The sequence below is a fragment of the Variovorax sp. CF079 genome (assembly GCF_900101545.1).
Classification (GTDB): domain Bacteria; phylum Pseudomonadota; class Gammaproteobacteria; order Burkholderiales; family Burkholderiaceae_C; genus Variovorax.
On the sequence record NZ_FMZU01000007.1, the window covers coordinates 61,369 to 85,716 of the forward strand.

Below are 24,348 nucleotides of genomic sequence, written 5' to 3' on the forward strand. Positions count from 1 at the left end.
TACATGCAACGTTCCAACAACGACATCTGGGTCGGCCTGTTCGTGCTGATCGGCGCGGCGGCGCTGCTCTTTCTTGCGCTGCAATCAGCCAACCTGCTGAGCCTCAGCTTCCAGAAGACCTATCCCGTCACTGCGCGCTTCGACAACATCGGCGGACTCAAGCCGCAAACCGCGGTCAAGAGCGCGGGCGTGGTGGTCGGGCGTGTCGAATCGATCACGTTCGACGACAAGAACTTTCAGGCCAGCGTCACGCTCGCTTTGCAAAGCCGTTACAGTTTCCCCAAGGACAGTTCCCTCAAGATCCTGACCAGCGGCTTGCTCGGCGAGCAGTACATCGGGATCGAAGCGGGGGCTGAGGAGAAGAACCTTCAAGCCGGTGACACCATCACCGCAACGCAATCGGCCGTCGTGCTGGAGAACCTGATCGGTCAGTTTCTCTACAACAAGGCGTCCGAGGGCAGCACGCCATCGGGCAACGCCAACAAGAAATGAAACCGCGATCCACTTCCAACTTTTCGTCCGCGATCCGCGGCGCTTCTGTTCTGCGCCGCCTCGGCGCGCTTGCCCTTCTCGCCATCGCGAGCGGCTGCGCGACCGGTCCCCACCCCAATCCGGCCGATCCCTTCGAGCCTTTCAATCGCGGGGTTTCACGCTTCAACGACGTCGTCGACGACGCAGTGCTGCGTCCCGCCGCGACGGCCTACCGCGAAGTGCTGCCCTCGCCGGTGCGCACGGGCGTCAACAACTTCTTCGGCAACCTGTCCGACGTCTGGAGCTTCGTCAACAGCGTGCTGCAGCTGAAGCTGCAGAACAGCGCCGAGACCTTCATGCGCGTGAACGTCAACACCGTCTTCGGACTGGGCGGCCTGCTCGACATCGCCACCGAGGCCGGCATCGACCGCCACAGCGAAGACTTCGGCCAGACCCTGGGCCGCTGGGGTGTGCCGAGCGGTCCTTACGTGGTGCTGCCGCTGTTCGGATCGTCGACCTTGCGCGACACGGCGGCGTGGCCGATCGATCGGCGGGGCGATCTGCTGCGCGCGTTGAACGACATTCCGGTGCGCAACTCGCTGTATGTGCTGCGCGTGATCGATGGCCGGGCCAGCCTGCTGCGTGCAGGCCAGCTGCTCGATGATGCCGCGCTCGACAAGTATTCGTTCACCCGCGATGCCTTCTTGCAGCGCCGGCGCAACGAAGTGCACGACGGCAATCTGCCGAATGATGGCAACGAGTGAGTCCGGCGCTTGCATCCCGTTGCGGCCCTTTACCTCCGAGCGGGAACCGTGGGGGCGAACCGTTTCTCCAATTTGCCACGGTCGTCTGACCTGAAACTTCAAACAAGGGACTTATCGATGAACCAGATCCTGCAACGCCGCTCCTTCGGACGCCTGATGCTGGCCGGCCTGCTGCTCGCGGGCGCCGCCGCCTTCGTGCGGCCTGTCCACGCTGCCGACGAAGCGCCCGACGCGCTGGTGAAGCGCCTCTCGACCGATGTGCTCGATACCATCAAGGCCGACAAGACGATCAAGGCGGGCGACGTCAACAAGATCATGGTCCTGGTCGACACCAAGATCATGCCGAACGTGAACTTCCAGCGCATGACCGCTTCGGCGGTGGGCCCGGCCTGGCGCCAGGCCACGCCCGAGCAGCAACAGCGCCTTCAGGAAGAATTCAAGAAGCTGCTGGTGCGCACCTATGCGGGCGCGCTCGACCAGGTGAGCGACCAGACCGTGAGCGTGCGCCCCTTCCGCGGCTCGCCCGACGACAAGGAAGTGCTGGTGCGCAGCGAGGTGCGCGGCAGCGGCGACCCGGTGCAACTCGATTACCGGCTCGAGAAGACGCCCGGCGAGGCCGGCGGCTGGAAGATCTACAACCTGAACGTGCTCGGCGTGTGGCTGGTCGATACCTACCGCAGCCAGTTCGCGCAGGAAATCAACGCCAAGGGCATCGACGGCCTGATCGCCAAGCTGGCGGAGCGCAACAAGCTCAACGGCAAGAAGTGACAGGAAAGAGCGCCCGATGCTGGTCCTGCCGCCCAAGCTGACGCACGACGACGCGCCCGCGTGCGTGCTCATGCTCCGGCAGGGGCTCGCAGGGCAGACGGGTTCGTCCACCGTGGTCGATGCCAGCGCGCTGGCGCAGTTCGATTCGTCGGCACTCGCGGTGCTGCTCGAATGCCGGCGCGAGTCGAGTGCGCTCGGTCGCGGCTTCGCGGTGAAGGGCTTGCCGTCGCGCCTGCGCGAGCTCGCGTCGCTGTACGGTGTGGCAGGCCTTTTGCCGGCCGCACCGTAGAAGATGTCAGCCCCCCGGCTTTTCATTCCGCTTCGCTGCGTGTAATTCGCCACCCCCCGAGGGGGAGGCGCGGCTCGCCTTGGGGCGGCCCGGCGGCGGCCGCATCCGGCAATAAGACCGTTGCGAGGCAGCTTGCGACGTCGCCCCGTAAAATCGCGGGTTCCCATGCCCGCGATCTCCTTCCAATCGGTCTCCAAGACCTATCCTGCCTCACGCCAGCAACGCGCCCAGGGAAAGCCCGGCTTGCGCGCGGTCGACGAGGTCACGTTCCAGATCGAAGAGGGCGAGTTCTTCGGCCTGCTAGGCCCCAACGGTGCCGGCAAGACCACCTTGATCAGCATGCTCGCCGGCCTCTCGCGGCCGAGCTCGGGCGCCATCAGCGTCCATGGTTTCGACGTCCAGCGCGACTACGCCCAAGCGCGCCGCCAGCTCGGCGTGGTGCCGCAGGAACTGGTGTTCGACCCTTTCTTCAACGTTCGCGAGTCGCTGCGCATCCAGTCGGGTTACTTCGGCATCAAGAACAACGACGACTGGATTGACGAACTCCTGCACAGCCTCGGTCTCGCCGACAAGGCCGGCGCCAACATGCGCCAGCTCTCCGGCGGCATGAAGCGCCGCGTACTGGTGGCGCAGGCGCTGGTGCACAAGCCGCCCGTGATCGTGCTCGACGAGCCGACCGCCGGCGTCGATGTCGAGCTGCGCCAGACCCTGTGGCAGTTTGTCGCCAAGCTCAACAAGCAGGGCAGCACGGTGCTGCTGACTACCCACTACCTCGAAGAAGCCGAGGCGCTGTGCCATCGCATCGCGATGCTCAAGCAGGGCCGCGTGATCGCGCTGGACCGCACGAGCGAGCTGCTGCGTTCGGCCGCCAGCAACGTGCTGCGCTTCAAGACCGACGGCATGCTGCCCTGGGCTCTCGCGCAGCACGCCCGCATCACCGGCCGCATCGTGCAACTGCCGGCGCAGAACGCCCGCGAGGTCGAACAGATGCTCGCCGCCATTCGCGAGGCCGGGCTCGACGTGGAAGACGTCGAGATGCGCAAGGCCGATCTCGAAGACGTGTTCATCGACCTGATGGCCGGCGAGCAGACTCCCTTGGAGGTGGCGCGATGATGGTCGGTGCGCTCGGCTGGCGTGCCTTGCTCTACAAGGAAACGCTGCGCTTCTGGAAGGTCGGCTTCCAGACCGTCGGCGCCCCCGTCCTGACCGCGGTGCTCTACCTGATGGTGTTCGGCCACGTGCTCGAAGACCACGTCAAGGTCTACGGGACGGTGAGCTACACGGCCTTCCTGGTGCCCGGCCTCGTGATGATGAGCGTGCTTCAGAACGCATTTGCCAACAGCTCCTCGTCCATCATCCAGAGCAAGATCATGGGCAGCCTGGTGTTCGTGCTGCTGACGCCGCTGTCGCACTGGGGCTGGTTCTTCGCCTACGTGGGTTCCTCGATCCTGCGCGGCCTGGCGGTGGGTGTGGGCGTGTTCGCGGTGACCGCACTGATTGCCATGCCGAGCTTCGTCGCCCCGCTGTGGATCCTCGTGTTCGCCTTCCTGGGCGCCGCCATGCTCGGCACACTGGGCCTGATCGCCGGGCTCTGGGCCGAGAAGTTCGACCAGATGGCGGTGTTCCAGAACTTCCTGATCATGCCGATGACTTTTCTCTCCGGCGTGTTCTATTCGATCAACTCGCTGCCGCCGTTCTGGCAGACCGTGAGCCACCTGAATCCCTTCTTCTACATGATCGACGGCTTCCGCTACGGCTTCTTCGGCGTCAGCGACGCCTCGCCCTGGCTGAGCCTGGCGATCGTCGGCAGCGCCTGGCTCGTCGTCAGCGCCATCGCCGTTCACTTGCTTCGCATCGGCTACAAGATCCGAGGATGACCATGACTGCCGAAGAGCTCCAATCAATCATCCAGGCCGGCCTGCCCTGCCAGCACATCGCGCTCGAGGGCGATGGTCGCCATTGGTACGCCACCATCGTTTCTGCCGAGTTCGAGGGCAAGCGCGCGATCCAGCGACATCAGCGGGTCTACGCCACCCTCGGTGCCAAAATGCACACCGACGAAGTGCATGCGCTTTCGATGAAGACCTACACGCCCGCCGAATGGGCGGACCAAAACTCCTAGTTCTCTCGCTGGATCTTTCATGGACAAACTTCTGATTCGCGGCGGGCGCACGCTTCGCGGCGAGGTGCTCATTTCCGGCGCGAAGAACGCCGCGCTGCCCGAACTCTGTGCGGCCTTGCTGACCGACCGGCCCGTCACGCTGCACAACGTGCCGCGCCTGAACGACGTCACGACCATGCTCAAGCTGATCCGCAACATGGGCGTGGCGGCCGAGCGCGACGACAAGGGCACCGTGCGCATCGACGCCGGACCGCTGCACACGGCCGAGGCGCCCTACGAGCTCGTGAAGACCATGCGCGCGTCGGTGCTCGCGCTCGGACCGCTCCTGACGCGCTTCGGCAAGGCCAGGGTGTCGCTGCCGGGCGGCTGTGCCATCGGTTCGCGGCCGGTCGATCAGCACATCAAGGGCCTGCAGGCCATGGGTGCTGAGATCGTGGTCGAGCACGGCTATATGGTGGCCAGCCTCGCGGGCGGCGCCAAGCGCCTGCACGGCGCGCGCATCACGACCGACATGGTGACCGTCACTGGCACCGAGAACTTCCTCATGGCCGCCGCGCTGGCCGACGGCGAGACCGTGCTGGAAAACGCGGCCCAGGAGCCCGAGATCTCCGACCTGGCCGAGATGCTGATCGAGATGGGCGCGAAGATCGAAGGGCACGGCACCAGCCGCATCCGCATCCAGGGCGTCGAAAAGCTCAACGGCTGCACGCACCAGGTGGTGGCCGACCGCATCGAGGCCGGCACTTTCCTGTGCGCCGTCGCGGCCACCGGCGGCGATGTCGTGCTGAAGCATGGCCGCGCCGACCACCTCGATGCGGTGATCGAGAAACTGCGCGAGGCGGGTGCCCAGGTGGCTGCGGTGGACGGCGGCATCCGCGTCCAGAGCCAGGGCCGCCTCAAGGCGCAGAGCTTTCGCACCACCGAATACCCGGGTTTTCCGACCGACATGCAGGCCCAGTTCATGGCGCTCAACGTGATCGCCGAAGGCACCTCGACCGTGACCGAGACGATCTTCGAGAACCGCTTCATGCACGTCGACGAGATGCTGCGCCTGGGCGCCAAGATCCAGACCGACGGCAAGGTCGCCGTGATCGAGGGCGTGGCGCAGCTCTCGGGCGCGACCGTGATGGCGACCGATCTGCGCGCCTCGGCCAGCCTCGTGATCGCCGGGCTGGTGGCCGACGGCGAAACGCTGGTCGACCGCATCTACCACCTGGACCGCGGCTACGACCGCATGGAAAGCAAGCTGCGCGGCCTCGGCGCCGACATCGAGCGCGTGGCCGGGCCGTCGGAGATGCAGCAGTGATCACGCTCGCCCTGTCCAAGGGCCGCATCTTCGAGGAAACGCTGCCGCTCCTGGCCGCGGCCGGCATCGAGGTGACCGAGGACCCCGAGAAATCGCGCAAGCTGATTCTCGCGACCACGCGGCCCGACGTGCGCGTGGTGCTGGTGCGCGCCTCGGACGTGCCCACCTACGTGCAATACGGCGGCGCCGATCTCGGCGTGACCGGGCTCGACGTGCTGCTCGAGCACGGCAACCAGGGCCTCTACCAGCCGCTCGACCTGCGCATCGCGGCCTGCCGCCTCAGCGTGGCCGTGCGCGCCGACTACGACTACGAATCGGCCGTCAAGCAGGGCTCGCGCATCAAGGTCGCGACCAAGTACGTCGGCCTGGCGCGCGAGTTCTTCGCCAGCAAGGGCGTGCACGTCGACCTGATCAAGCTCTATGGCAGCATGGAGCTCGCGCCGCTTACCGGCCTGGCCGACGCCATCGTCGACCTGGTGTCGACCGGCAACACGCTCAAGGCCAACCACCTGGTCGAGGTCGAGCGCATCATGGACATCAGCGCGCGCCTGGTGGTCAACCAGGCCGCGCTCAAGCTCAAGCAAGCGCCGATCCGCCGCATCATCGACGCCTTCGCCTCGGCCATTCCTTCCGCCTGACGATGAACCTGAAAGCCTCTCCCGCCCGCCTGTCGACCGCCTCGGCCGGCTTCGAAGCCGATTTCAAGGCGCGGCTGCACTGGTCGGCCGAAGCGGATGCCGCCATCGAGCAGGTGGTCGCGGACATCCTGGCCGACGTCCAGCGGCGCGGCGACACGGCGGTGCTCGAGTACACGCGCCGTTTCGACCGGCTCGACGTGGCCGGCATGGAAACGCTGGAACTCAAGGCCGACGAATTGCGCGCCGCCTTCGATGCATTGCCCGCAGTGCAGCGCGAAGCGCTCGAAGCCGCGGCCCGCCGCGTGCGCATCTACCACGAGGCGCAGAAGAAGGCCAACGGCGAAAGCTGGAGCTACCGCGATGCCGACGGTACGCTGCTGGGCCAGAAGGTCACGCCACTGGATCGCGTCGGCATCTACGTGCCGGGCGGCAAGGCCGCCTACCCGTCGAGCGTGCTCATGAACGCCATTCCCGCGCACGTGGCGGGAGTCGGCGAAATCATCATGGTCGTGCCCACGCCCGGCGGCGAGAAGAATCCGCTGGTGCTGGCTGCGGCGCACGTGGCCGGCGTGACGCGCGCCTTCACCATCGGCGGCGCGCAGGCGGTGGCTGCACTGGCCTATGGCACGGAAACCATCCCGAAGGTCGACAAGATCACCGGCCCCGGCAATGCCTATGTCGCCAGTGCCAAGAAGCGCGTCTTCGGCACCGTCGGCATCGACATGATCGCCGGCCCGAGCGAGATCCTGGTGCTGGCCGACGGCAGCACGCCGGCCGACTGGGTGGCGATGGACCTCTTCAGCCAGGCCGAGCACGACGAACTCGCGCAGAGCATTCTGCTCAGCCCCGACGCGGCCTACATCGATCGCGTGCAGCAGGAAATCGACCGCCTGCTGCCCTCGATGCCGCGCGCCGAGATCATCGCGGCCTCGCTCAACGGCCGCGGCGCGCTGATCCACACGCGCAGCATGGAAGAGGCCTGCGCCATCAGCAACCGCATCGCGCCCGAACACCTGGAAGTCAGCAGCCGCGAGCCGCAGCGCTGGGAGCCGCTGCTCAAGCATGCCGGCGCGATCTTCCTCGGCGCCTACACCAGCGAAAGCCTGGGCGATTACTGCGCCGGTCCCAACCACGTGCTGCCCACCAGCGGCACCGCGCGTTTCAGCTCGCCGCTGGGGGTCTACGATTTCCAGAAGCGATCGAGCCTGATCGAGGTCAGCGAAGAGGGGGCGCAAGCCCTGGGCCGCATCGCCGTGACCTTGGCCGAAGGCGAGGGCTTGCCCGCGCACGCCGAAGCGGCCCGCCTGCGCCTGCGCTGAAGGGGGCGAAGCGATGCGAATGCTATCGTTCGGGCCTGGCCTGGCTCTCGCGCTGCTGACCTTCGGCGCCGCCTGCCAGGCCATGAGCATCCGCGAGCTGCGCACGTTGGAAGCCAATGAAAAGGACGGCAAGCTCTACGCCAACTACTATCTCGTCGGCGTGGTCGAGGGCCTGCGCGAGGCCGGCGACATGGCCCAGCGCGCGGGCCAGAAGCCGCCGTTTTGCATCAACGGCCGCCGCCTCGAGCCCGCGATGGCGCGCTCGCTCTACCAAACCGAACTGACGCGCAATGCCGACAGCTACGAGGCCGACATGCCGGTGCAGCTCGTGATCTCGGCCGCGCTGCGCAACAGCTACCGCTGCGCGCCCTGAACCGTATGACATCTTCTTCTGCCGCCACCACAGCCCGCGCATTGGGCCGCATCCGCGCCGACGTCCAGTCCATGCATGCCTACGCCGTGCAGGATGCGCGCGGGCTGATCAAGCTCGACGCCATGGAGAACCCCTTCGGCCTGCCGCCCGCGCTGCAGGCCGCGCTGGGCCAGCGGCTGGGCGCACTGGCGCTGAACCGCTATCCCGGCGCACGCGGCGCCGACCTGCAGCGCGCGCTGGCGGCCTATGCCGCCATACCCGAGGGCTTCGGGCTGATGCTCGGCAACGGTTCGGACGAACTGATCTCGCTGCTCGCCATGGCCTGCGACCTGCCGGGGGCGGCCATCCTGGCGCCGGTGCCCGGCTTCGTGATGTACGCGATCAGCGCCCAGCTGCAGGGCCTGCGCTTCGCCGGCGTGCCGCTGACGGCTGATTTCGAGCTCGACGAGGCCGCCATGCTCGAGGCCATCGCGCGCGAGAAGCCGGCCATCGTCTACCTCGCCTATCCCAACAACCCGAGCGCCAACCTCTGGGACGATGCGGTGATCGAAAAGATCATCGAGGTCCAGGGCGCGCAGGGCGGCCTGGTGGTGATCGACGAGGCCTACCAGCCCTTCGCCGGCCGCAGCTGGATCGACCGCATCGCTCGCCACGGCCACGTGCTCCTGATGCGCACGCTCAGCAAGTTCGGCCTGGCGGGCGTCCGGCTGGGCTACCTGATCGGCCCCCAGGCCCTGATCGCCGAGATCGACAAGGTGCGGCCGCCCTACAACATCAGCGTGCTCAATTGCGAGTGCGCGCTGTTCGCGCTGGAGCACGCCGAGGTGTTTGCCGGGCAGGCGGCCCAGATCCGCGCCCAGCGCCAGCGCATTTTCGAGGCGCTGGCCCGGCTGCCTGCGGTGAAGAGCTGGCCCAGCGACGCCAACATGATCCTGGTGCGCGTGCCCGATGCCACCCGGACCTTCGAGGGAATGAAGGCGCGCGGCGTGCTGGTCAAGAACGTTTCTAAAATGCACCCATTGCTCGCGAACTGCCTGCGCCTGACCGTCGGAACCATCGACGAGAATGCGCAGATGCTTGCGGCCCTCGAAGCATCCCTATGAACACCCCCTCGGCACCCGAAGCAGTCGTCGCCGCCGGCGCGCGCACGGCCACCGTCACGCGCAACACCGCGGAGACGAAGATCACGGTCCGCGTCGACCTCGACGGCAGCGGCCGCTCGAAGCTGTCCACCGGCATCGGCTTCTTCGACCACATGCTCGACCAGATCGCCCGCCACGGCCTGATCGACCTCGACATCGATTGCCAGGGCGACCTGCACATCGACGGCCACCACACGGTGGAAGACGTGGGCATCACCCTCGGCCAGGCGGTCGCGAAAGCGGTCGGCGACAAGAAGGGTATCCGGCGCTATGGCCACGCCTACGTGCCGCTCGACGAGGCGCTGAGCCGCGTCGTGATCGATTTCTCGGGCCGTCCGGGCCTGGTCATGCACGTGCCCTTCACCAGCGGCATGATCGGCACTTTCGACAGCCAGCTCACCTACGAGTTCTTCCAGGGCTTCGTCAACCACGCCTTCGTGACTCTGCACATCGACAACCTCAAGGGCGTCAACGCCCACCACCAGTGCGAAACCGTGTTCAAGGCCTTCGCGCGCGCGCTGCGCGCGGCGCTCGAACTCGATCCGCGCTCGGCCGGCGTCATTCCTTCGACGAAGGGATCGCTCTGACCAAAAATACCGTCGCCGTCGTCGACTACGGCATGGGCAACCTGCGCTCGGTATCGCAGGCCGTCCAGCACGCGGCCGACCAGGTCGGGGTCGAGGTTTTCGTGACCTCCGACCCGGAGGTTGTGCGCCGCGCCACGCGCGTCGTGCTGCCGGGGCAGGGCGCCATGCCCGACTGCATGCGCGAACTGCGCGACTCGGGCCTGCAGGAATCGGTGCTCGAAGCGGCCGCCGCCAAGCCGCTCTTCGGCGTCTGCGTCGGCATGCAGATGCTGCTGTCGACGAGCGACGAGGGGCCGACCGAGGGCCTGGGTCTGATTCCCGGCGAAGTGCGCAAGTTCGAGCTGGCGGGCCGTCTCCAGCCGGACGGCAGCCGCTACAAGGTGCCGCAGATGGGCTGGAACCAGGTCATGCAGATGCGGCCGCACCCGGTGTGGGCGGGTGTGCCGGACCAGAGTTACTTCTATTTCGTGCACAGCTTCTATGCGCGGCCGGCGGATGCCCGCCACAGCGCGGGCGAAGCGGAATACGGCGAGCGCTTTACCGCCGCCATTGCACGCGATAATATTTTTGCGACCCAGTTCCACCCCGAGAAGAGTGCGGACCACGGGCTGCAGCTCTATAGAAACTTTCTCCACTGGAATCCCTGAAGAAGCAGTTCCTGCGCTTCATCGCTCGTTCCACGCAATCCCGCACCATGCTCCTCATTCCTGCGATCGATCTCAAGGACGGCCATTGTGTTCGCCTCAAGCAAGGCGACATGGACCAGTCCACCACCTTCAGCGAAGACCCGGCCGCGATGGCGCGCAGATGGATCGAAGCCGGCGCACGGCGGCTGCACCTGGTCGACCTGAACGGCGCTTTTGCCGGCAAGCCGCAGAACCATGCGGCGATCAAGGCGATCCTGAAGGAGGTCGGCGACGACATCCCGGTGCAGCTCGGCGGCGGCATCCGCGACCTCGACACCATCGAGCGCTACATCGACGACGGCCTGCGCTACGTGATCATCGGCACCGCTGCGGTCAAGAACCCCGGCTTCCTCAAGGATGCCTGCAGTGCCTTCGGCGGCCACATCATCGTCGGCCTCGACGCCAAGGACGGCAAGGTCGCGACCGACGGCTGGAGCAAGCTCACGGGCCATGAGGTGGCCGACCTGGGCAAGAAGTTCGAGGACTACGGCGTCGAATCGATCATCTACACCGACATCGGCCGCGACGGCATGCTCTCGGGCATCAACATCGAGGCCACGGTGAAGCTGGCCCAGGCACTCACCATCCCGGTGATCGCATCGGGCGGGCTCTCGAACATGGCCGACATCGACAAGCTCTGCGCGGTCGAATCGGACGGCATCGAGGGCGTGATCTGCGGTCGGGCCATCTACTCGGGCGACCTCGATTTCGCCGCTGCGCAAGCGCGCGCCGACGAACTCGCGGAGCAATAGCTCACCTATTCTGTTTTTACCGCCAGCGTCTGGATGATGGTCTCCAGCTGCGGGCTCATCGGCAGATTGATGCTGGTGCTCGAAAGAGGCAGCTTCTGCAGGAACCAGCGCTTGTACTGGCGCTCGATCTCGCCGTCGATGGCCAGCGCCTGGAAGCTGTCGTTCACCACCTTGGCCAGCTGCGCATCGCCCTTGCGGTACATGATGCCGTAGGGGTCGTAGGAGAGGAAGTCGCCGACCACCTGGTACTCGCCCTGCACCTTGCCCTTGTTCTGCGCGATCAGGCCATAGAGCAGCACGTCGTCGGTCGCAAAGGCATCGGCCTGGCCGGCCACCACCTGCGCGAAAGACTCCGCATGGTCGCGCATCACGATCAGGTTCAGGTTGAGCTTGAATTTCTGCGACAGGTCCTGCATCGTCTTCTCGTTGGTCGTGCCGCGCGTCACGGCCACTTTTTTGCCGGCCAGGTCGCGAAATCCCTTGATCGGCGAACCTTTCTTCACCAGCACCTTGGTGCCCGAAACGAAGATCGTGGGCGAGAAGGCCACGCGCTTCTGGCGCTCGAGGTTGTTGGTGGTGGAGCCGCATTCGAGATCGACCTGACCCTTTTCCACCGCATCGATGCGCGACTCGGAGGTGACGGGCGCCCACTTGATCTCCAGGCTCTTGTGTACTGCCTCCTCGATCGCGGCCACCAGCGCGCGGCACAGCTCGATCGAGTAGCCGATCGGTTCGTTGCGCGGCGACAGGTAGGAGAACGGGATCGACGATTCGCGGTAGCCGATCGTGATGGCGCCGGTGTCGCGCACCTTGGCCAGCGTGCCCGTCAGCGCTGCGGGCGCCGCCGGGGCGGGCTCGGGCTGCGCGCGGGCCATTGCAGACATGCCCAGTGCTGCCGCGAACAGCGCAACAGCGAGCGACGATTTCCAGGTGGGCTTCATGGCCGTGCCTCAGGCATGAACCGGGTGGGCCAGCGTGGCCTTCAATTCCTCGTCGATCTTGCTGGCGTTGGCCGCGGCATCGCTCTCCGAGAGCAGCTCGCCCTCCCACTTGGCCACCACCGCCGTGGCGATCGAGTTGCCCACCGCGTTGGTGGCCGAGCGGCCCATGTCGAGGAAAGTGTCCACGCCCAGGATCAGCAGCAGCCCGGCCTCGGGGATGTTGAACTGGTTCAGCGTGGCGGCGATCACCACCAGCGAGGCGCGCGGCACGCCGGCCATGCCCTTGGAGGTGAGCATCAGGATCAGCAGCATCGTGATCTGGGTGCCGAGCGGCAGCTCGATGCCGTAGGCCTGGGCGATGAAAAGCACGGCGAAGGTGCAGTACATCATCGAGCCGTCGAGGTTGAAGGAGTAGCCCATGGGCATCACGAAGCTCGAGATCTTGCGCTTGACGCCGAAGCGGTCGAGCGCGTCCAGGATCTTCGGATAGGCCGCTTCCGAGCTCGCCGTCGCAAAGGACAGCAGGAAGGCCTCCTTGATCAGCACCAGCAGCTTGAACACGCGCGGGCCGAGGAAGGCGAAGCCGGCGAAGATCAGGATGCCCCACAGCAGGAACAGGCCGATGTAGAAGTCGCCCATGAAGACCGCGAACTTGAGCAGGATCTCCAGCCCGTTCACCGCCACGGTGGCGGCCATGGCGGCCATCACGGCCAGCGGCGCCAGCTTCATGACGTAGCCGGTGATCTTGAGCATGGCGTGGGAGAGCTCGTCGATCGCGTTGACCAGGGTCTTGGCCTTGTCGCCGAGCGAGGCGAGCGCGACGCCGAAGAACATGGAGAACACCACGATCTGCAGGATCTCGTTGTTGGCCATGGCCTCGGCGAAGGACTTGGGCACCAGGTGGCTGACGAAGTCCTTCAAGGTGAACTTGGAGGTCGCGAGGTTGGCCGAGGCGCCGATGTCGGGCAGCGGCAGGCCCAGGTTGAGGCCCGGCTGCAGCAGATTGGCCATGATCAGGCCCAGCACCAGCGAGACCAGGGACGCGGTGATGAACCAGCCCAGCGCCTTGCCGAAGACGCGCCCCACCGAGGCCGCGTCGCCCATGTGGGCGATGCCCACCACCAGGGTGGAGAACACCAGCGGGCCGATCAGCATCTTGATCAGCCGCAGGAACACGTCCGACATGATCGAGATGTAGCCTGCGATCTGCGTGGCCACCTTCTTGTCGGGAAAGTTGATGAAGATCATGTAGCCGATCAAGATGCCGATCACCATCGCGATCAGGATCCAGGCTGCCGGCGGCAATTTGCTTTTCATGTGCGAGCCCCTTCTAGTCGAACAAGTGATGTGGAGATGACGTCCCTCACCGCCAATCCGCATGCCGCGGCCGCCGGTTGCCGCGATTTCATGCCAAAACCATGCCGGCTGCAATGCGAATTCGGCCTGCGGCCATGCGGTTGCGGCCTGGGGTGACACGGGCCAAACCTAGAATCGGGTCATGTCCTTCAACGAGATCGTCTTCCGCGGCCAGCCTGCACTGCACCTCGCCCTGCCGGGGGGCAGCGCCTGCACCGTGGCGAGGCACGGCGCCCACCTGCTGTCGTGGACCACGGCCGACGGCGTCGAGCGTCTCTACCTGAGCCCCGAGGCGCGCTTCGACGGCCAGAGCGCGATCCGCGGCGGCGTACCGATCTGCTGGCCGCAGTTCAACCAGCGCGGGCCGCTGCCCAAGCACGGTTTCGTGCGCAACCTCGCATGGCAGGCCGAGGCGCCCACCGCCGGCGGCAAGGGCGACACGCTCGTTCTCTCGCTGCATGACAACGAGGCCACCCGCGCCATCTGGCCGCACGCCTTTCACGCACGGCTGGCTGTGACGCTGGCGCCGCATTCGCTGCGCATCGCGCTGTCGATCGACAACACCGGCCGCGGGCCCTGGTCCTTTGCGGCCGCGCTGCACAGCTACCTGCGCGTGGACGACATTGCCGCCGCCTCGCTGGAAGGGCTGCAGGGCGCCAATCGCTGGGACGCGGTGCGCGACGACCGGCATGTCGACCTGGCGCCCGCGCTGCGCTTCGGCACCGAATTCGACAGCGTCTACACGGCGCCCGCGCGGCCGCTGCGGCTGGTACAGCCTTCCGGCACGCTCGAGATCGCGCAAAGCGCGAGCTGCACCGAAACGGTGGTGTGGAACCCCGGCCCGGCGCTGAGCGCCCAGCTGGCCGACCTGCCCGACGACGGCTGGCGCCACATGCTCTGCGTCGAGGCCGCGCGCATCGACGAGACCGTGCTGCTCGCGCCGGGTGCCGCATGGCAGGGCTGGCAGCAGCTCACCATCCTTTGAATCCCGCAAACCCTGAACCCGCCATGCTCGCCAAACGCATCATTCCCTGTCTCGACGTCACCGGCGGCCGCGTCGTCAAAGGCGTCAACTTCGTCGAGCTGCGCGATGCCGGCGATCCGGTCGAGATCGCGGCGCGCTACAACGCGCAGGGCGCCGACGAGCTGACCTTTCTCGACATCACGGCCACCAGCGACGGCCGCGACCTGATCCTGCCGATCATCGAGGCGGTGGCCTCGCAGGTCTTCATTCCGCTGACCGTCGGCGGCGGCGTGCGCACCGTCGAGGACGTGCGCCGCCTGCTCAACGCGGGCGCCGACAAGACCAGCTTCAACTCGGCCGCCATCGCGAACCCGCAGGTGATCGACGACGCGTCGCGCAAGTACGGTGCCCAGTGCATCGTGGTCGCGATCGACGCCAAGCGGCGCTCGGCCGAGGATGCGGCCTTGCGCGGGCCCGGCTGGGACGTCTACAGCCATGGCGGTCGCAAGAACACGGGGCTCGACGCAGTGCGATGGGCTGTCGAAATGGCGCGCCGTGGCGCCGGCGAGATTCTCTTGACCAGCATGGACCGGGATGGCACCAAGAGCGGCTTCGACCTCGAGCTCACGCGCGCCGTCAGTGATGCGGTCAGCGTGCCGGTGATCGCCTCCGGCGGTGTCGGCAATCTCGAGCACCTGGCCGACGGCATCCAGGCCGGCGGCGCCGATGCCGTGCTGGCGGCCAGCATCTTCCACTACGGCGAATACACCGTCGGCGAGGCCAAGGCCTGCATGGCGGCGCGCGGCATTCCTGTGCGCCTGTGACCGACAATACCCCGATGAACTGGCTCGACGAAGTGAAGTGGGATGCGAACGGCCTAGTGCCCGTGATCGCGCAGGAACAGGGCAGCAAGGACGTGCTGATGTTCGCCTGGATGAACCGCGAGGCGCTGGCCAGGACGGCCGAGCTGGGCCGCGCCGTGTATTTCAGCCGCTCGCGCGGCAAGCTCTGGTTCAAGGGCGAGGAATCGGGCCATGTGCAGACCGTGCACGAGATCCGGCTCGACTGCGACAACGACGTGGTGCTGCTCCAGGTCACCCAGCTCGGCCACGAGCCCGGCATCGCCTGCCATACCGGGCGCCACAGCTGCTTTTTCAGCAAGTACGAGAACGGCCAGTGGACCGTGACCGAGCCGGTCTTGAAAGACCCCGAATCGATCTACGCATCGTCCCCAAGATGAGCGCCGACGCCCCCGAACGCAATGCCGAAGACGCGCTCGCGCGACTGGCCGCCGTGATCGAAAGCCGGCTGCCCGCGCGCGGCGGCGACCCCGAGAAGAGCTACGTGGCACGCTTGCTGTACCGCGGCCCCGACGCCTTTCTCAAGAAGATCGGCGAGGAAGCGACCGAGGTGGTGATGGCCGCGAAGGACGCCGACCATGGCGGCGAGCGCACGAAAATAGTGAACGAAGTGGCCGATCTCTGGTTCCACTGCATGGTGGCGCTGGCCCACTACGGCTTTTCGCCACGCGACGTGGTGGCCGAGCTCGAGCGTCGCGAAGGCTTGAGCGGCATCGAGGAAAAGGCCCTGCGCAAAGCGCAGGATCGCGAAGCTTCCAACGACTGAGAGGACGCCATGCCCAACGACATCGTGACCGTGGAGCCCGACAGCTCGCTCAAGACCTGGGGCTGGATCAGTTACATCCTGCATCTGGTGGTGGCCGTCGGCGCCGTGTTGCCCGGCGCGCAGGCTTCCATCGCGCTGCTCCTGATCGCGCTGGTGATCGATCTGGTCAAGCGCGACGATGCCGCCGGCACCTGGCAGGCGACGCATTTCAGCTGGCGCATCCGCTCGGTGCTGTGGGCCGGCGTGTTGTACCTGCTGACCTCCTGGCTCTGGCTGCTGCTGCTCCTGCCGGGCTGGATCGCCTGGGCGCTGATTTCCCTCTGGTTCCTCTATCGCATCGTCAAGGGGATGGTGCGCATGAATGCCGGACGACCGATGGAGCCTGCGAATGTCCTCTGATCCGAACTGCATCTTCTGCAAGATCATCGAGGGCAAGATTCCCTCGCGAAAGATGTACGAGGACGACGATCTTTTCGGCTTCCACGACATCGCGCCCTGGGCGCCCGTGCATTTCATGCTGGTGCCCAAGCGCCACATCCCGTCGATGGCGCAGGTCACGCCGGACGACGCGGCGCTCCTGGGAAAAATCATGACGCTGGCGCCCAGGCTGGCCATCGAGCAGGGCTGCCGGCCCTATCCGCGGGGCGGCTTCCGCATCGTCGTCAACACCGGTGCCGAGGGCGGGCAGGAGGTCCACCATCTCCATGTCCACGTCATGGGTGGCCCCCGGCCCTGGCTCAAGGGTTGATATTCGCCATTGCCGCGGGTTGTGACATCTGCGCCGACTAAAATCAAACACATTCTTCAGGAGTAATCCATGGGTTCACTTTCCATCTGGCACTGGCTGATCGTGCTGCTCGTCGTCGTGATGATCTTCGGCACCAAGAAGCTCCGCAACATGGGCTCCGACCTTGGCGGCGCCGTCAAGGGCTTCAAGGACGGCATGAAGGACGGTTCGGCAACCACCGAATCGCCCGCCGCCCCGAATCCGCAGGTGACCGGCAACACCACCGCCGCCGACAAGTCGACGATCGACGTCGAAGCGCGTCAAAAGTCTTGAGACGCATCCGTCCGTGATCGACCTCGGCATCTCGAAAATCGCGCTGATTGGCGCGGTGGCGCTGATCGTCATCGGCCCTGAGAAGCTGCCGCGCGTGGCACGCACCGTCGGCACCCTGCTGGGCAAGGCGCAGCGCTATGTGAACGACGTCAAGGCCGAGGTCAACCGGTCGATGGACCTGGACGAACTGCGCAAGATGAAGGACACGGTGCAGGAAGCCGCCCGCGACGTCGAGCACAGCATCCAGACCGGCGCGAGCGAGTTCGAGAAGCAGTTCTCCGAAAGCGGCCAGACCCTGTCGGAACTGGCCGAGCCCACACCGTCCTACCCCGAGTACAAGCATCCCGGCAAGAACTGGCGCCTGAAGCAGGGCGCTACGCCGCAGTGGTACAAGGCGCGCAACGGCGTTCGCACCCGGGCGCTTTCGGGCGCAGCGCGCGTGGCCCGCTACCGTCCCCACAAAATCAACTAGCCGCAACGCCGATCCGGCCGCGCGCAGCGCATGCCGGACGCCCGCCCGCAGCGCCCCTACATGGCCGATTCCCCCGACAAGAACAAAGAAGACGAACTGGCCGGCACCGAGCAGCCTTTCGTTCAGCACCTGATGGAGCTGCGCGACCGCCTGCTCTATTGCGTCTACGGCCTCGCGGTGGCGGGTATCCTGCTGGCGATCTGGCCCGGCCCGAGCGGGCTGATCGACCTGATCGCGGTGCCGATCCGCGCCCACATGCCTCCCGATGCCAAGCTGATCGCGGTCGGCGTGTTCTCGCCTTTCTTCGTGCCGCTGAAGGCGCTGATGATGGCCGCCGTGCTGCTGACCCTGCCCTGGCTCATGTACCAGTGCTGGATGTTCGTGGCGCCCGGCCTCTACAGCCACGAGAAGAAGTTCGCGCTGCCGCTCATCATCTTCGGCAGCTTCCTGGCCTACGCGGGCATCGCCTTCGTGCAGTTTTTCGTGCTCGACAAGATGTTCGGCTTCATCCAGAAGTTCACGCCCGAAGCGGTGGCGGCGACGCCCGACATCGCGTCCTACGTCGAGGCGATCCTGTCGCTCTATCTCGCCTTCGGCGTCGCCTTCCAGGTGCCGATCGTCGTGATGCTGCTGGTGCGCTTCGAGATGGTCACGATCGAGAAGCTGAAGAGCTTCCGCGGCTATTTCATCGTGCTGGCCTTCGTCGTGGCGGCGGTGCTCACTCCGCCCGACGTGGTCTCGCAGCTCGCGCTGGCGATACCGATGTGCCTGCTCTACGAAGTCGGCATCGTGGCCGCGCGCTACTTCGTGAAACACAGCAAGGCGCCCGAGGAAAACGAGAGCGCCGATTCTGCGCAGCCCTGAGCGGGCCGCGCGACAGCAGCAACTCGCCGCCTACTCGGGCTCGCCCGGGGCGCGGCGGATCGGGCTCCGCGGCCGCGGGCCCGGCGTGACGTTGAGTTCCATCTTGTCCCTGCCGCGCTGAAGCGCAAATCGCGCCGCATTGCCGGGCTTGAGCCCCGCCACCGCGGTCAGCAGTTCCTGCACGTTGTCGATGCTCTGGTCGCCGACGCCGGTGATCACGTCGCCGGGGCGGATGCCGGCCTGGGCGGCCGGGCCGTTTTGCAGCACGCCCGTGATGATGACCCCCTTGTTCGCCTTGATGCCGAAGGTCTCCGCCAGTTCGGGCGAGAGGTTGTTGGGTTCCACGCCGATCCAGCCGCGCGTGACCTTGCCTTCCTTGACGATGTCTTCCAGCACCTGCTTGGCGGTCGAAACCGGAATCGCGAAGCCGATGCCCAGGCTGCCGCCGGAGCGCGAGTAGATCGCGGTGTTGATCCCTTCGAGGTTGCCGTTGACGTCGACCAGCGCACCGCCCGAATTGCCGGGATTGATGGCCGCATCGGTCTGGATGAAGTTCTCGAAGGTGTTGATGCCGAGCTGGTTGCGCCCCAGCGCCGAGACGATGCCGCTGGTGACGGTCTGGCCTACGCCGAAGGGATTGCCGATGGCGAGCACCTGGTCGCCGACCTGCAGGTTGTCGGAGTTGCCCAGCACGACCACCGGCAGCTTGTCGAGCTCGATCTTGAGCACGGCGAGGTCGGTGTCGGGGTCGGTGCCGATCACCTTGCCGCGCGCGTGACGGCTGTCGTTGAGCGTGACGTCGATTTCGTCCGCCCCCTCCACCACATGGTTGTTGGTGAGGATGTAGCCGTCCGTGCTGACGATGACGCCGCTGCCCAGGCCGACCTGGGGCTGGTCGACGCCCTGGTCGCCGAAGAAGAAGCGGAACCACGGGTCGTCGCTGCGCGGACTGCGCCGCGCCGCCTTGCTGGTGTTGATGCTGACCACCGCCGGCGAGGCCTTCTTGGCGGCGGCGCTCAGGCTCCCGGGCGCGATCGCGGTCGGATTGGCGGCCGGCGCCTCGATCACCGAGACCACGCCGCCGAGCGAGGTGGTGCGCCGGCCGACCCATTCGGGCTTGAGCGTCGCGACGACGAAATAGGCCGCGAGCAGGACGGTCACGGTCTGGGCGAACAGCAGCCAGGTGCGTTTCATGAAAAGCAAGAAAAGAAGGACGTTGAAGTGGGGGGGCAGCGCGGCTGGCGCCGAAGACTGCATTGTCCCTCAATGGATCTGCTGCCTCGTTCCGCAGACTCGCGCCTGAGTGAATCGGACTGTTTCCGTCTATATGGTGAAAACCCTGAGGCCTGCGGCCTTGACCGGGCTCTCCGGGCGCAGCTGTGCGAGACGGCCTGCGCCGCTCGGGTCCACAATGGCGCGATGAGTACGACCCGCCACGAGCTGCTGCATGCGTTCGATCTCCTGCTCGCGCCCGAGCGTTTCAAGGACTACGGCCCCAACGGCTTGCAGGTCGAAGGCCGCACCACGGTGCGCAAGATCGTCTCGGGCGTCACCGCGAGCCGCGCGCTGATCGAGGCCGCGATCCACGCCGAGGCCGATGCGATCTTCGTGCACCATGGCCTGTTCTGGCGCGGCCAGGACGGCCGCGTGACCGGCTGGATGAAGCAGCGCCTCAGCCTCCTGCTCGGGGACGACGTGAGCCTGTTCGCCTATCACCTGCCGCTCGATGCGCATCCGGAGCTCGGCAACAACGCGCAGCTCGGTCTCAAGCTGGGCCTGGTCGCGCACGCCGGTTCGACCGGGCGCTTCGGCGAGCAGGAGATCGGCTTCCTGGGCGCGCGCGACAACGGCGAGAGCTTCGCGAGCGCGAAGGCGCTGGCCGCCCACGTCGAGAAGGCGCTCGGCAAGTCGGTCGTCCTGCTCGACACGGCGCATCGCCCGATCCGCAACATCGCCTGGTGCACGGGCGGCGCGCAGGGCTATTTCGAGGCGGCCATCGCGGCCGGCGCCGATGCCTTCATCACCGGCGAGATCTCGGAGCCGCAGGCGCACTACGCGAGAGAAATGGGCGTCGCCTTCCTCGCCTGCGGCCACCATGCCACCGAGCGCTACGGCGCACCCGCGGTGGCGGCGCACGTGGCTGCGCAGCTGGGCCTGGCGCACCAGTTCATCGACATCGACAACCCGGCGTGAAGCGCGACACCGCCCCGATCGCGATCACGCTCGGCGATCCCGCGGGCATCGGGCCCGAGATCATCGTCAAGTCTTTTCGCGATGCGCCCGGCATCACGCAGGGCTGCTTCGTCGCGGGCGACGTGGACACCGTGCGCCGCGCAGCGCAGGCGCTCGCAGCGCCGGGCAGCCCGGCGCTGCCCGTGGCGCTGATCGATGCGCCGGCAGACCTGGCCGCGATGCCGCCGCGCTGCATCCCCGTGCTGCAGGCTGCGAGCCCGCCGCCGTCGCCCATCGCGTTCGGCGAGATCAGCGCCGCCGCCGGCCGCATCGCCGGCGACTGCGTGCTGTGGGCGGCGCGCGCCGCGCTGCGCGGCGAGCTCGCGGCCATCGTCACCGCGCCGTTGCACAAGGAGGCGCTGGCAGCGGCGGGCTTCGCCTTTCCCGGCCACACCGAACTGCTGCAGGCCGAAGCCGCGGCGCATCTGGGCCGGTCGCCGGCCGAGCTGCCGGTGCGCATGATGCTGGCCAACGACGAGCTGCGCACGGTGCTCGTGAGCATTCACATGTCGCTGCGCGATGCGATCGAGGCGGTGACGGTCGACAGCGTGCTGCAGACGCTGCGCATTGCGCACCGCGCACTGGCGGCGGTGCTGGGGCGCGCGCCGAAGATCGGCGTCGCGGGGCTCAACCCGCATGCGGGGGAGGGCGGCCTGTTCGGCTCGGAAGAGCGCGACATCATCGCGCCGGCCATCGCGGCCGCGCGCGCCGAAGGCATCGATGCCGACGGGCCCCATGCGCCAGACACCGTCTTCATGCGCGCCCGCGCAAAGCGCCAAGGGGCGGGCGAGTTCGACGTGGTGATCGCGATGTACCACGACCAGGGCCTGATCCCGGTCAAGTACCTGGGCGTGGAGAAGGGGGTGAACGTGACGCTGGGCTTGCCGCTCGTGCGCACCAGTCCCGACCATGGCACGGCGTTCGATATCGCGGGCTCGGGCCGGGCCGATGCCTCCAGCCTGATCGAGGCGATCCGGATGGCGCGCGCGCTGGCGTTCAGGAGCGCTTGAGGCTGTCGCGGATCTCGCGCAGCAGCGCGATGTCCTCCGGCGGTGCGGCTTCAGCGGGTGCTGCTTCTTGCGTTTTGCGCAGCTTGTTGATTTGCTTGACCATCATGAAGATGATGAAAGCCAGGATCACGAAGTTGACCGCGATGGTGATGAAGTTGCCGTAGGCCAGCACCGGCACGCCGGCCTTCTTCAGATCTGCCAGGTTGTTGGTCACGCCGGCCGGCGCGGTGCCCAGCACGATGTAGAGGTTCGAGAAGTCGAGCTTGCCGAACACGATGCCGACCAGCGGCATGATGATGTCTGCGACCAGCGAGTCGACGATCTTGCCGAAGGCCGCGCCGATGATCACGCCGACCGCGAGGTCGATCACGTTGCCCTTGACCGCGAACTCGCGAAATTCCTTCAGAACGCTCATGTCGCTTACCTCGCGTCTTTGTTGTTGGACCGCGGCAGTATAGAGGCCGCGTTGCCCTGCATGCGGGGCCTGCGCTCGCGTTGAATTCGCTTGTGACGCTCCGCTACAATCGCCGGTTGACTCCAGCCCCCAGCGAAGAAGATTGAGGACCCCATGAGTGACATCTCCGTCGGCCAACAACGGATCGACAGCAGCAAGCGGACGTGGTTGATTGCATCCGGCTGTGCCGGCGCAGTGGGAGGCGTGGCAACCGCCATCCCGTTCGTGAGCACTTTCCAGCCCTCGGAGAAAGCCAAGGCGGCCGGTGCGCCGGTCGAGGTCGATATCGGTGGCTTGCAGCCCGGCGAGAAGCTTACCGTCGAATGGCGCGGCAAGCCGGTATGGATCCTCAAGCGCACGCCGGCCCAGATCGCCGAACTGCCCAAGCTCGACGGCCAGCTCGCCGATCCGCAGTCCAAGCGCAACCCCGACGAGTTCACCCCCGAATACGCGCGCAACGAAGGCCGCTCGATCAAGCCCGAAGTGCTGGTGGTCGTCGGCATCTGCACCCATCTCGGCTGCTCGCCGATCGACAAGCTCCAGTCCGGCCCCCAGCCCTCGCTGCCCGACAACTGGGAAGGCGGCTTCCTCTGCCCCTGCCACGGTTCGACCTTCGACCTGGCCGGCCGCGTCTTCAGGAACAAGCCCGCGCCCGACAACCTCCCGGTGCCGCCGCACATGTACCTCTCCGACACGCGCCTGCTGATCGGCGAAGACAAGAAGGCCTGAGAGGAACAAGAACATGGCTGAATTCAAGGAAATCTCGCCCAATGCCCCCACCGGCGAGAAGCTGCTCAACTGGGTCGACAACCGCTTCCCGCTGACCAAGCTCTGGAACGACCAGTGGGGCAAGTACTACGCGCCGAAAAACTTCAACATCTGGTACATCTTCGGCTCGCTCGCGATGCTGGTGCTCGTGATCCAGATCGTGACCGGCATCTTCCTGACGATGCACTACAAGCCCGACGCAGCGCAGGCCTTCGCGTCGGTCGAGTACATCATGCGCGACGTGCCCTGGGGCTGGCTGATCCGCTACATGCACTCGACGGGCGCCTCGGCCTTCTTCATCGTGGTGTACCTGCACATGTTCCGCGGCCTCATCTACGGCAGCTACCGCAAGCCGCGCGAGCTGATCTGGATCTTCGGCTGCGCGATCTTCCTGTGCCTGATGGCCGAAGCCTTCATGGGCTACTTGCTGCCCTGGGGCCAGATGAGCTACTGGGGCGCGCAGGTGATCGTGAACCTGTTCGCGGCGATCCCCTTTGTCGGCCCTGATCTCGCGCTCCTGATCCGCGGCGACTACGTGGTGAGCGACGCCACCCTCAACCGCTTCTTCAGCTTCCACGTGATCGCGGTGCCGCTGGTGCTGCTGGGCCTGGTGGTCGCCCACCTGATCGCGCTGCACGAAGTGGGTTCGAACAACCCCGACGGCATCGAGATCAAGGCCAAGCTCGACGCCGACGGCCATCCGCTGGACGGCATTCCGTCGCATCCGTACTACACGGTGCACGACATCTTCGGCGTGGTGGTGTTCCTCACGATCTTCTCGGCCGTGATCTTCTTCGCGCCCGAAGCCGGCGGCTACTTCCTCGAGTACAACAACTTCATCCCGGCCGATTCGCTGAAGACGCCGAACCACATCGCACCGGTCTGGTACTTCACGCCCTACTATTCGATGCTGCGCGCGATCACCAGCGAGATGATGTATGTGCTGATCGCCTGCGTCGTGGCCGGCGCTGTCTTCGGCGTCTGGAAGGCGCGTGTCATCGCCTTGATCAAGGGCGCGATCGTGATCGCGGCGGTCATCGTCGCGGTGATGATGCTGCGGATCGACGCCAAGTTCTGGGGCGTGATCGTCATGGGCGGCGCCGTCATCATCCTGTTCTTCCTGCCCTGGCTGGACAACAGCCCGGTCAAGTCGATCCGCTACCGTCCGGGCTGGCACTGGTTCGTGTACGGCGTGTTCGTCGTCAACTTCGTGATCCTCGCCTACCTCGGCGTGCAGCCGCCGTCGCCGATCGGCGAGCGCGTGTCGCAGGTCGGAACGCTCTTCTATTTCGGTTTCTTCCTCCTGATGCCGTGGTGGAGCCGCCTCGGCGAATTCAAGCCGGTCCCCGAGCGCGTGACCTTCAGCGCGCACTGACCGGGAGCA

32 protein-coding genes are annotated in these 24,348 nt (G+C 66.3%); 28 read left to right on the forward strand and 4 right to left on the reverse strand.

Going from position 1 to position 24,348, the window contains the following annotated elements:
* The first annotated feature begins 3 nt into the window (after positions 1 to 3).
* The 15 genes from mlaD (at position 4) to hisA (ending at position 11,217) form a co-directional block, all read left to right on the forward strand.
* Positions 4 to 492, forward strand: coding sequence for an outer membrane lipid asymmetry maintenance protein MlaD (mlaD, locus tag BLS74_RS10860; protein ID WP_093105619.1), 489 nt, complete (start codon positions 4 to 6; stop codon positions 490 to 492).
* On the forward strand, positions 489 to 1,235 hold the full coding sequence (locus tag BLS74_RS10865; RefSeq protein WP_093105620.1) for an MlaA family lipoprotein: 747 nt from the start codon (positions 489 to 491) through the stop codon (positions 1,233 to 1,235). Before mlaD ends, BLS74_RS10865 begins: the two co-directional genes overlap by 4 nt.
* A 156-nt stretch (positions 1,236 to 1,391) precedes the next feature.
* Positions 1,392 to 2,003, forward strand: coding sequence for an MlaC/ttg2D family ABC transporter substrate-binding protein (locus tag BLS74_RS10870; RefSeq protein WP_244503847.1), 612 nt, complete (start codon positions 1,392 to 1,394; stop codon positions 2,001 to 2,003).
* A gap of 16 nt (positions 2,004 to 2,019) precedes the next feature.
* The gene (locus BLS74_RS10875; RefSeq protein ID WP_093105624.1) at positions 2,020 to 2,292 is read left to right on the forward strand and encodes an STAS domain-containing protein; all 273 of its coding nucleotides are present in this window, start codon (positions 2,020 to 2,022) and stop codon (positions 2,290 to 2,292) included.
* Between the two features lie 165 nt (positions 2,293 to 2,457).
* Positions 2,458 to 3,405, forward strand: a complete 948-nt coding sequence (locus BLS74_RS10880; RefSeq protein WP_093105627.1) for an ABC transporter ATP-binding protein — start codon at positions 2,458 to 2,460, stop codon at positions 3,403 to 3,405.
* Positions 3,405 to 4,169 carry an ABC transporter permease gene (locus tag BLS74_RS10885; protein WP_093106146.1) on the forward strand — a complete coding sequence of 255 codons (765 nt, stop codon included), beginning with the start codon at positions 3,405 to 3,407 and terminating at the stop codon, positions 4,167 to 4,169. The genes BLS74_RS10880 and BLS74_RS10885 overlap by 1 nt, the downstream gene beginning before the upstream one ends.
* 2 nt (positions 4,170 to 4,171) lie before the next feature.
* Entirely contained in the window at positions 4,172 to 4,414 is a 243-nt protein-coding gene (locus BLS74_RS10890; protein WP_093105629.1) for a BolA family protein, read from the forward strand.
* Positions 4,415 to 4,433: 19 nt separating this feature from the next.
* Entirely contained in the window at positions 4,434 to 5,720 is a 1,287-nt protein-coding gene (gene murA, locus BLS74_RS10895; RefSeq protein WP_093105632.1) for a UDP-N-acetylglucosamine 1-carboxyvinyltransferase, read from the forward strand.
* Positions 5,717 to 6,358 carry an ATP phosphoribosyltransferase gene (gene hisG / locus BLS74_RS10900; RefSeq protein ID WP_093105634.1) on the forward strand — a complete coding sequence of 214 codons (642 nt, stop codon included), beginning with the start codon at positions 5,717 to 5,719 and terminating at the stop codon, positions 6,356 to 6,358. The genes murA and hisG overlap by 4 nt, the downstream gene beginning before the upstream one ends.
* A gap of 2 nt (positions 6,359 to 6,360) precedes the next feature.
* Positions 6,361 to 7,677, forward strand: coding sequence for a histidinol dehydrogenase (gene hisD, locus BLS74_RS10905; RefSeq protein WP_093105637.1), 1,317 nt, complete (start codon positions 6,361 to 6,363; stop codon positions 7,675 to 7,677).
* Between the two features lie 13 nt (positions 7,678 to 7,690).
* Positions 7,691 to 8,050, forward strand: coding sequence for a Rap1a/Tai family immunity protein (locus BLS74_RS10910; protein WP_093105639.1), 360 nt, complete (start codon positions 7,691 to 7,693; stop codon positions 8,048 to 8,050).
* Positions 8,051 to 8,055: 5 nt separating this feature from the next.
* On the forward strand, positions 8,056 to 9,153 hold the full coding sequence (hisC, locus tag BLS74_RS10915) for a histidinol-phosphate transaminase (RefSeq protein ID WP_093105642.1): 1,098 nt from the start codon (positions 8,056 to 8,058) through the stop codon (positions 9,151 to 9,153).
* Complete coding sequence (gene hisB, locus BLS74_RS10920) at positions 9,150 to 9,779, forward strand: imidazoleglycerol-phosphate dehydratase HisB (RefSeq protein ID WP_093105644.1); 630 nt, start codon at positions 9,150 to 9,152, stop codon at positions 9,777 to 9,779. Before hisC ends, hisB begins: the two co-directional genes overlap by 4 nt.
* Positions 9,770 to 10,426: an imidazole glycerol phosphate synthase subunit HisH gene (gene hisH / locus BLS74_RS10925; RefSeq protein WP_280142630.1), complete on the forward strand. Its 657-nt coding sequence runs from the start codon at positions 9,770 to 9,772 to the stop codon at positions 10,424 to 10,426. Before hisB ends, hisH begins: the two co-directional genes overlap by 10 nt.
* Before the next feature lie 47 nt (positions 10,427 to 10,473).
* A complete protein-coding gene (gene hisA, locus BLS74_RS10930) occupies positions 10,474 to 11,217 on the forward strand; it encodes a 1-(5-phosphoribosyl)-5-[(5-phosphoribosylamino)methylideneamino]imidazole-4-carboxamide isomerase (RefSeq protein ID WP_093105649.1) in 744 nt (247 codons plus the stop codon).
* Positions 11,218 to 11,222: 5 nt separating this feature from the next.
* On the opposite strand, the gene BLS74_RS10935 is transcribed toward hisA, so the two are convergent.
* Entirely contained in the window at positions 11,223 to 12,101 is an 879-nt protein-coding gene (locus BLS74_RS10935; RefSeq protein WP_244503848.1) for an amino acid ABC transporter substrate-binding protein, read from the reverse strand.
* 66 nt (positions 12,102 to 12,167) lie between these two features.
* A complete protein-coding gene (locus BLS74_RS10940; protein WP_093105655.1) occupies positions 12,168 to 13,475 on the reverse strand; it encodes a dicarboxylate/amino acid:cation symporter in 1,308 nt (435 codons plus the stop codon).
* Between the two features lie 181 nt (positions 13,476 to 13,656).
* Between BLS74_RS10940 and BLS74_RS10945 the strand changes: the two genes are divergently transcribed.
* The 9 genes from BLS74_RS10945 to tatC all read left to right on the forward strand — a co-directional run bounded on the left by BLS74_RS10945 (position 13,657) and on the right by tatC (position 18,500).
* Complete coding sequence (locus BLS74_RS10945; RefSeq protein WP_093105658.1) at positions 13,657 to 14,499, forward strand: D-hexose-6-phosphate mutarotase; 843 nt, start codon at positions 13,657 to 13,659, stop codon at positions 14,497 to 14,499.
* 23 nt (positions 14,500 to 14,522) lie between these two features.
* Entirely contained in the window at positions 14,523 to 15,302 is a 780-nt protein-coding gene (gene hisF / locus BLS74_RS10950; protein ID WP_093105660.1) for an imidazole glycerol phosphate synthase subunit HisF, read from the forward strand.
* A 14-nt stretch (positions 15,303 to 15,316) separates the two neighbouring features.
* The gene (gene hisI, locus BLS74_RS10955) at positions 15,317 to 15,718 is read left to right on the forward strand and encodes a phosphoribosyl-AMP cyclohydrolase (RefSeq protein ID WP_093106149.1); all 402 of its coding nucleotides are present in this window, start codon (positions 15,317 to 15,319) and stop codon (positions 15,716 to 15,718) included.
* Positions 15,715 to 16,104 carry a phosphoribosyl-ATP diphosphatase gene (locus BLS74_RS10960; protein ID WP_093105663.1) on the forward strand — a complete coding sequence of 130 codons (390 nt, stop codon included), beginning with the start codon at positions 15,715 to 15,717 and terminating at the stop codon, positions 16,102 to 16,104. Before hisI ends, BLS74_RS10960 begins: the two co-directional genes overlap by 4 nt.
* 9 nt (positions 16,105 to 16,113) lie before the next feature.
* Entirely contained in the window at positions 16,114 to 16,503 is a 390-nt protein-coding gene (locus BLS74_RS10965; RefSeq protein WP_093105665.1) for a DUF4870 family protein, read from the forward strand.
* Entirely contained in the window at positions 16,493 to 16,852 is a 360-nt protein-coding gene (locus tag BLS74_RS10970; RefSeq protein WP_093105668.1) for a histidine triad nucleotide-binding protein, read from the forward strand. The genes BLS74_RS10965 and BLS74_RS10970 overlap by 11 nt, the downstream gene beginning before the upstream one ends.
* A gap of 69 nt (positions 16,853 to 16,921) precedes the next feature.
* The gene (gene tatA / locus BLS74_RS10975; protein ID WP_093105670.1) at positions 16,922 to 17,164 is read left to right on the forward strand and encodes a Sec-independent protein translocase subunit TatA; all 243 of its coding nucleotides are present in this window, start codon (positions 16,922 to 16,924) and stop codon (positions 17,162 to 17,164) included.
* 13 nt (positions 17,165 to 17,177) lie between these two features.
* Complete coding sequence (gene tatB / locus BLS74_RS10980) at positions 17,178 to 17,636, forward strand: Sec-independent protein translocase protein TatB (RefSeq protein ID WP_093105673.1); 459 nt, start codon at positions 17,178 to 17,180, stop codon at positions 17,634 to 17,636.
* Positions 17,637 to 17,696: 60 nt separating this feature from the next.
* Positions 17,697 to 18,500, forward strand: coding sequence for a twin-arginine translocase subunit TatC (gene tatC / locus BLS74_RS10985; RefSeq protein ID WP_093106151.1), 804 nt, complete (start codon positions 17,697 to 17,699; stop codon positions 18,498 to 18,500).
* 30 nt (positions 18,501 to 18,530) lie between these two features.
* Here tatC and BLS74_RS10990 read toward each other — a convergent pair whose 3' ends face one another.
* Positions 18,531 to 19,694 carry a S1C family serine protease gene (locus tag BLS74_RS10990; RefSeq protein WP_093106154.1) on the reverse strand — a complete coding sequence of 388 codons (1,164 nt, stop codon included), beginning with the start codon at positions 19,692 to 19,694 and terminating at the stop codon, positions 18,531 to 18,533.
* 225 nt (positions 19,695 to 19,919) lie between these two features.
* On the opposite strand from BLS74_RS10990, the gene BLS74_RS10995 reads away from it, so the two are divergent.
* Both BLS74_RS10995 and pdxA read left to right on the forward strand, forming a co-directional pair.
* Positions 19,920 to 20,693, forward strand: coding sequence for a Nif3-like dinuclear metal center hexameric protein (locus tag BLS74_RS10995; RefSeq protein WP_093105676.1), 774 nt, complete (start codon positions 19,920 to 19,922; stop codon positions 20,691 to 20,693).
* Entirely contained in the window at positions 20,690 to 21,742 is a 1,053-nt protein-coding gene (pdxA, locus tag BLS74_RS11000) for a 4-hydroxythreonine-4-phosphate dehydrogenase PdxA (protein ID WP_093105678.1), read from the forward strand. The genes BLS74_RS10995 and pdxA overlap by 4 nt, the downstream gene beginning before the upstream one ends.
* On the opposite strand, the gene mscL is transcribed toward pdxA, so the two are convergent.
* Complete coding sequence (gene mscL / locus BLS74_RS11005) at positions 21,729 to 22,157, reverse strand: large conductance mechanosensitive channel protein MscL (protein ID WP_093105681.1); 429 nt, start codon at positions 22,155 to 22,157, stop codon at positions 21,729 to 21,731. The genes pdxA and mscL overlap by 14 nt on opposite strands.
* A gap of 153 nt (positions 22,158 to 22,310) precedes the next feature.
* Here mscL and petA point away from each other — a divergent pair, with 153 nt between their 5' ends.
* Both petA and BLS74_RS11015 read left to right on the forward strand, forming a co-directional pair.
* A complete protein-coding gene (petA, locus tag BLS74_RS11010) occupies positions 22,311 to 22,925 on the forward strand; it encodes a ubiquinol-cytochrome c reductase iron-sulfur subunit (protein WP_093105683.1) in 615 nt (204 codons plus the stop codon).
* A 13-nt stretch (positions 22,926 to 22,938) separates the two neighbouring features.
* Positions 22,939 to 24,339, forward strand: a complete 1,401-nt coding sequence (locus tag BLS74_RS11015) for a cytochrome b (RefSeq protein ID WP_093105686.1) — start codon at positions 22,939 to 22,941, stop codon at positions 24,337 to 24,339.
* The last annotated feature ends 9 nt before the right edge of the window (positions 24,340 to 24,348 follow it).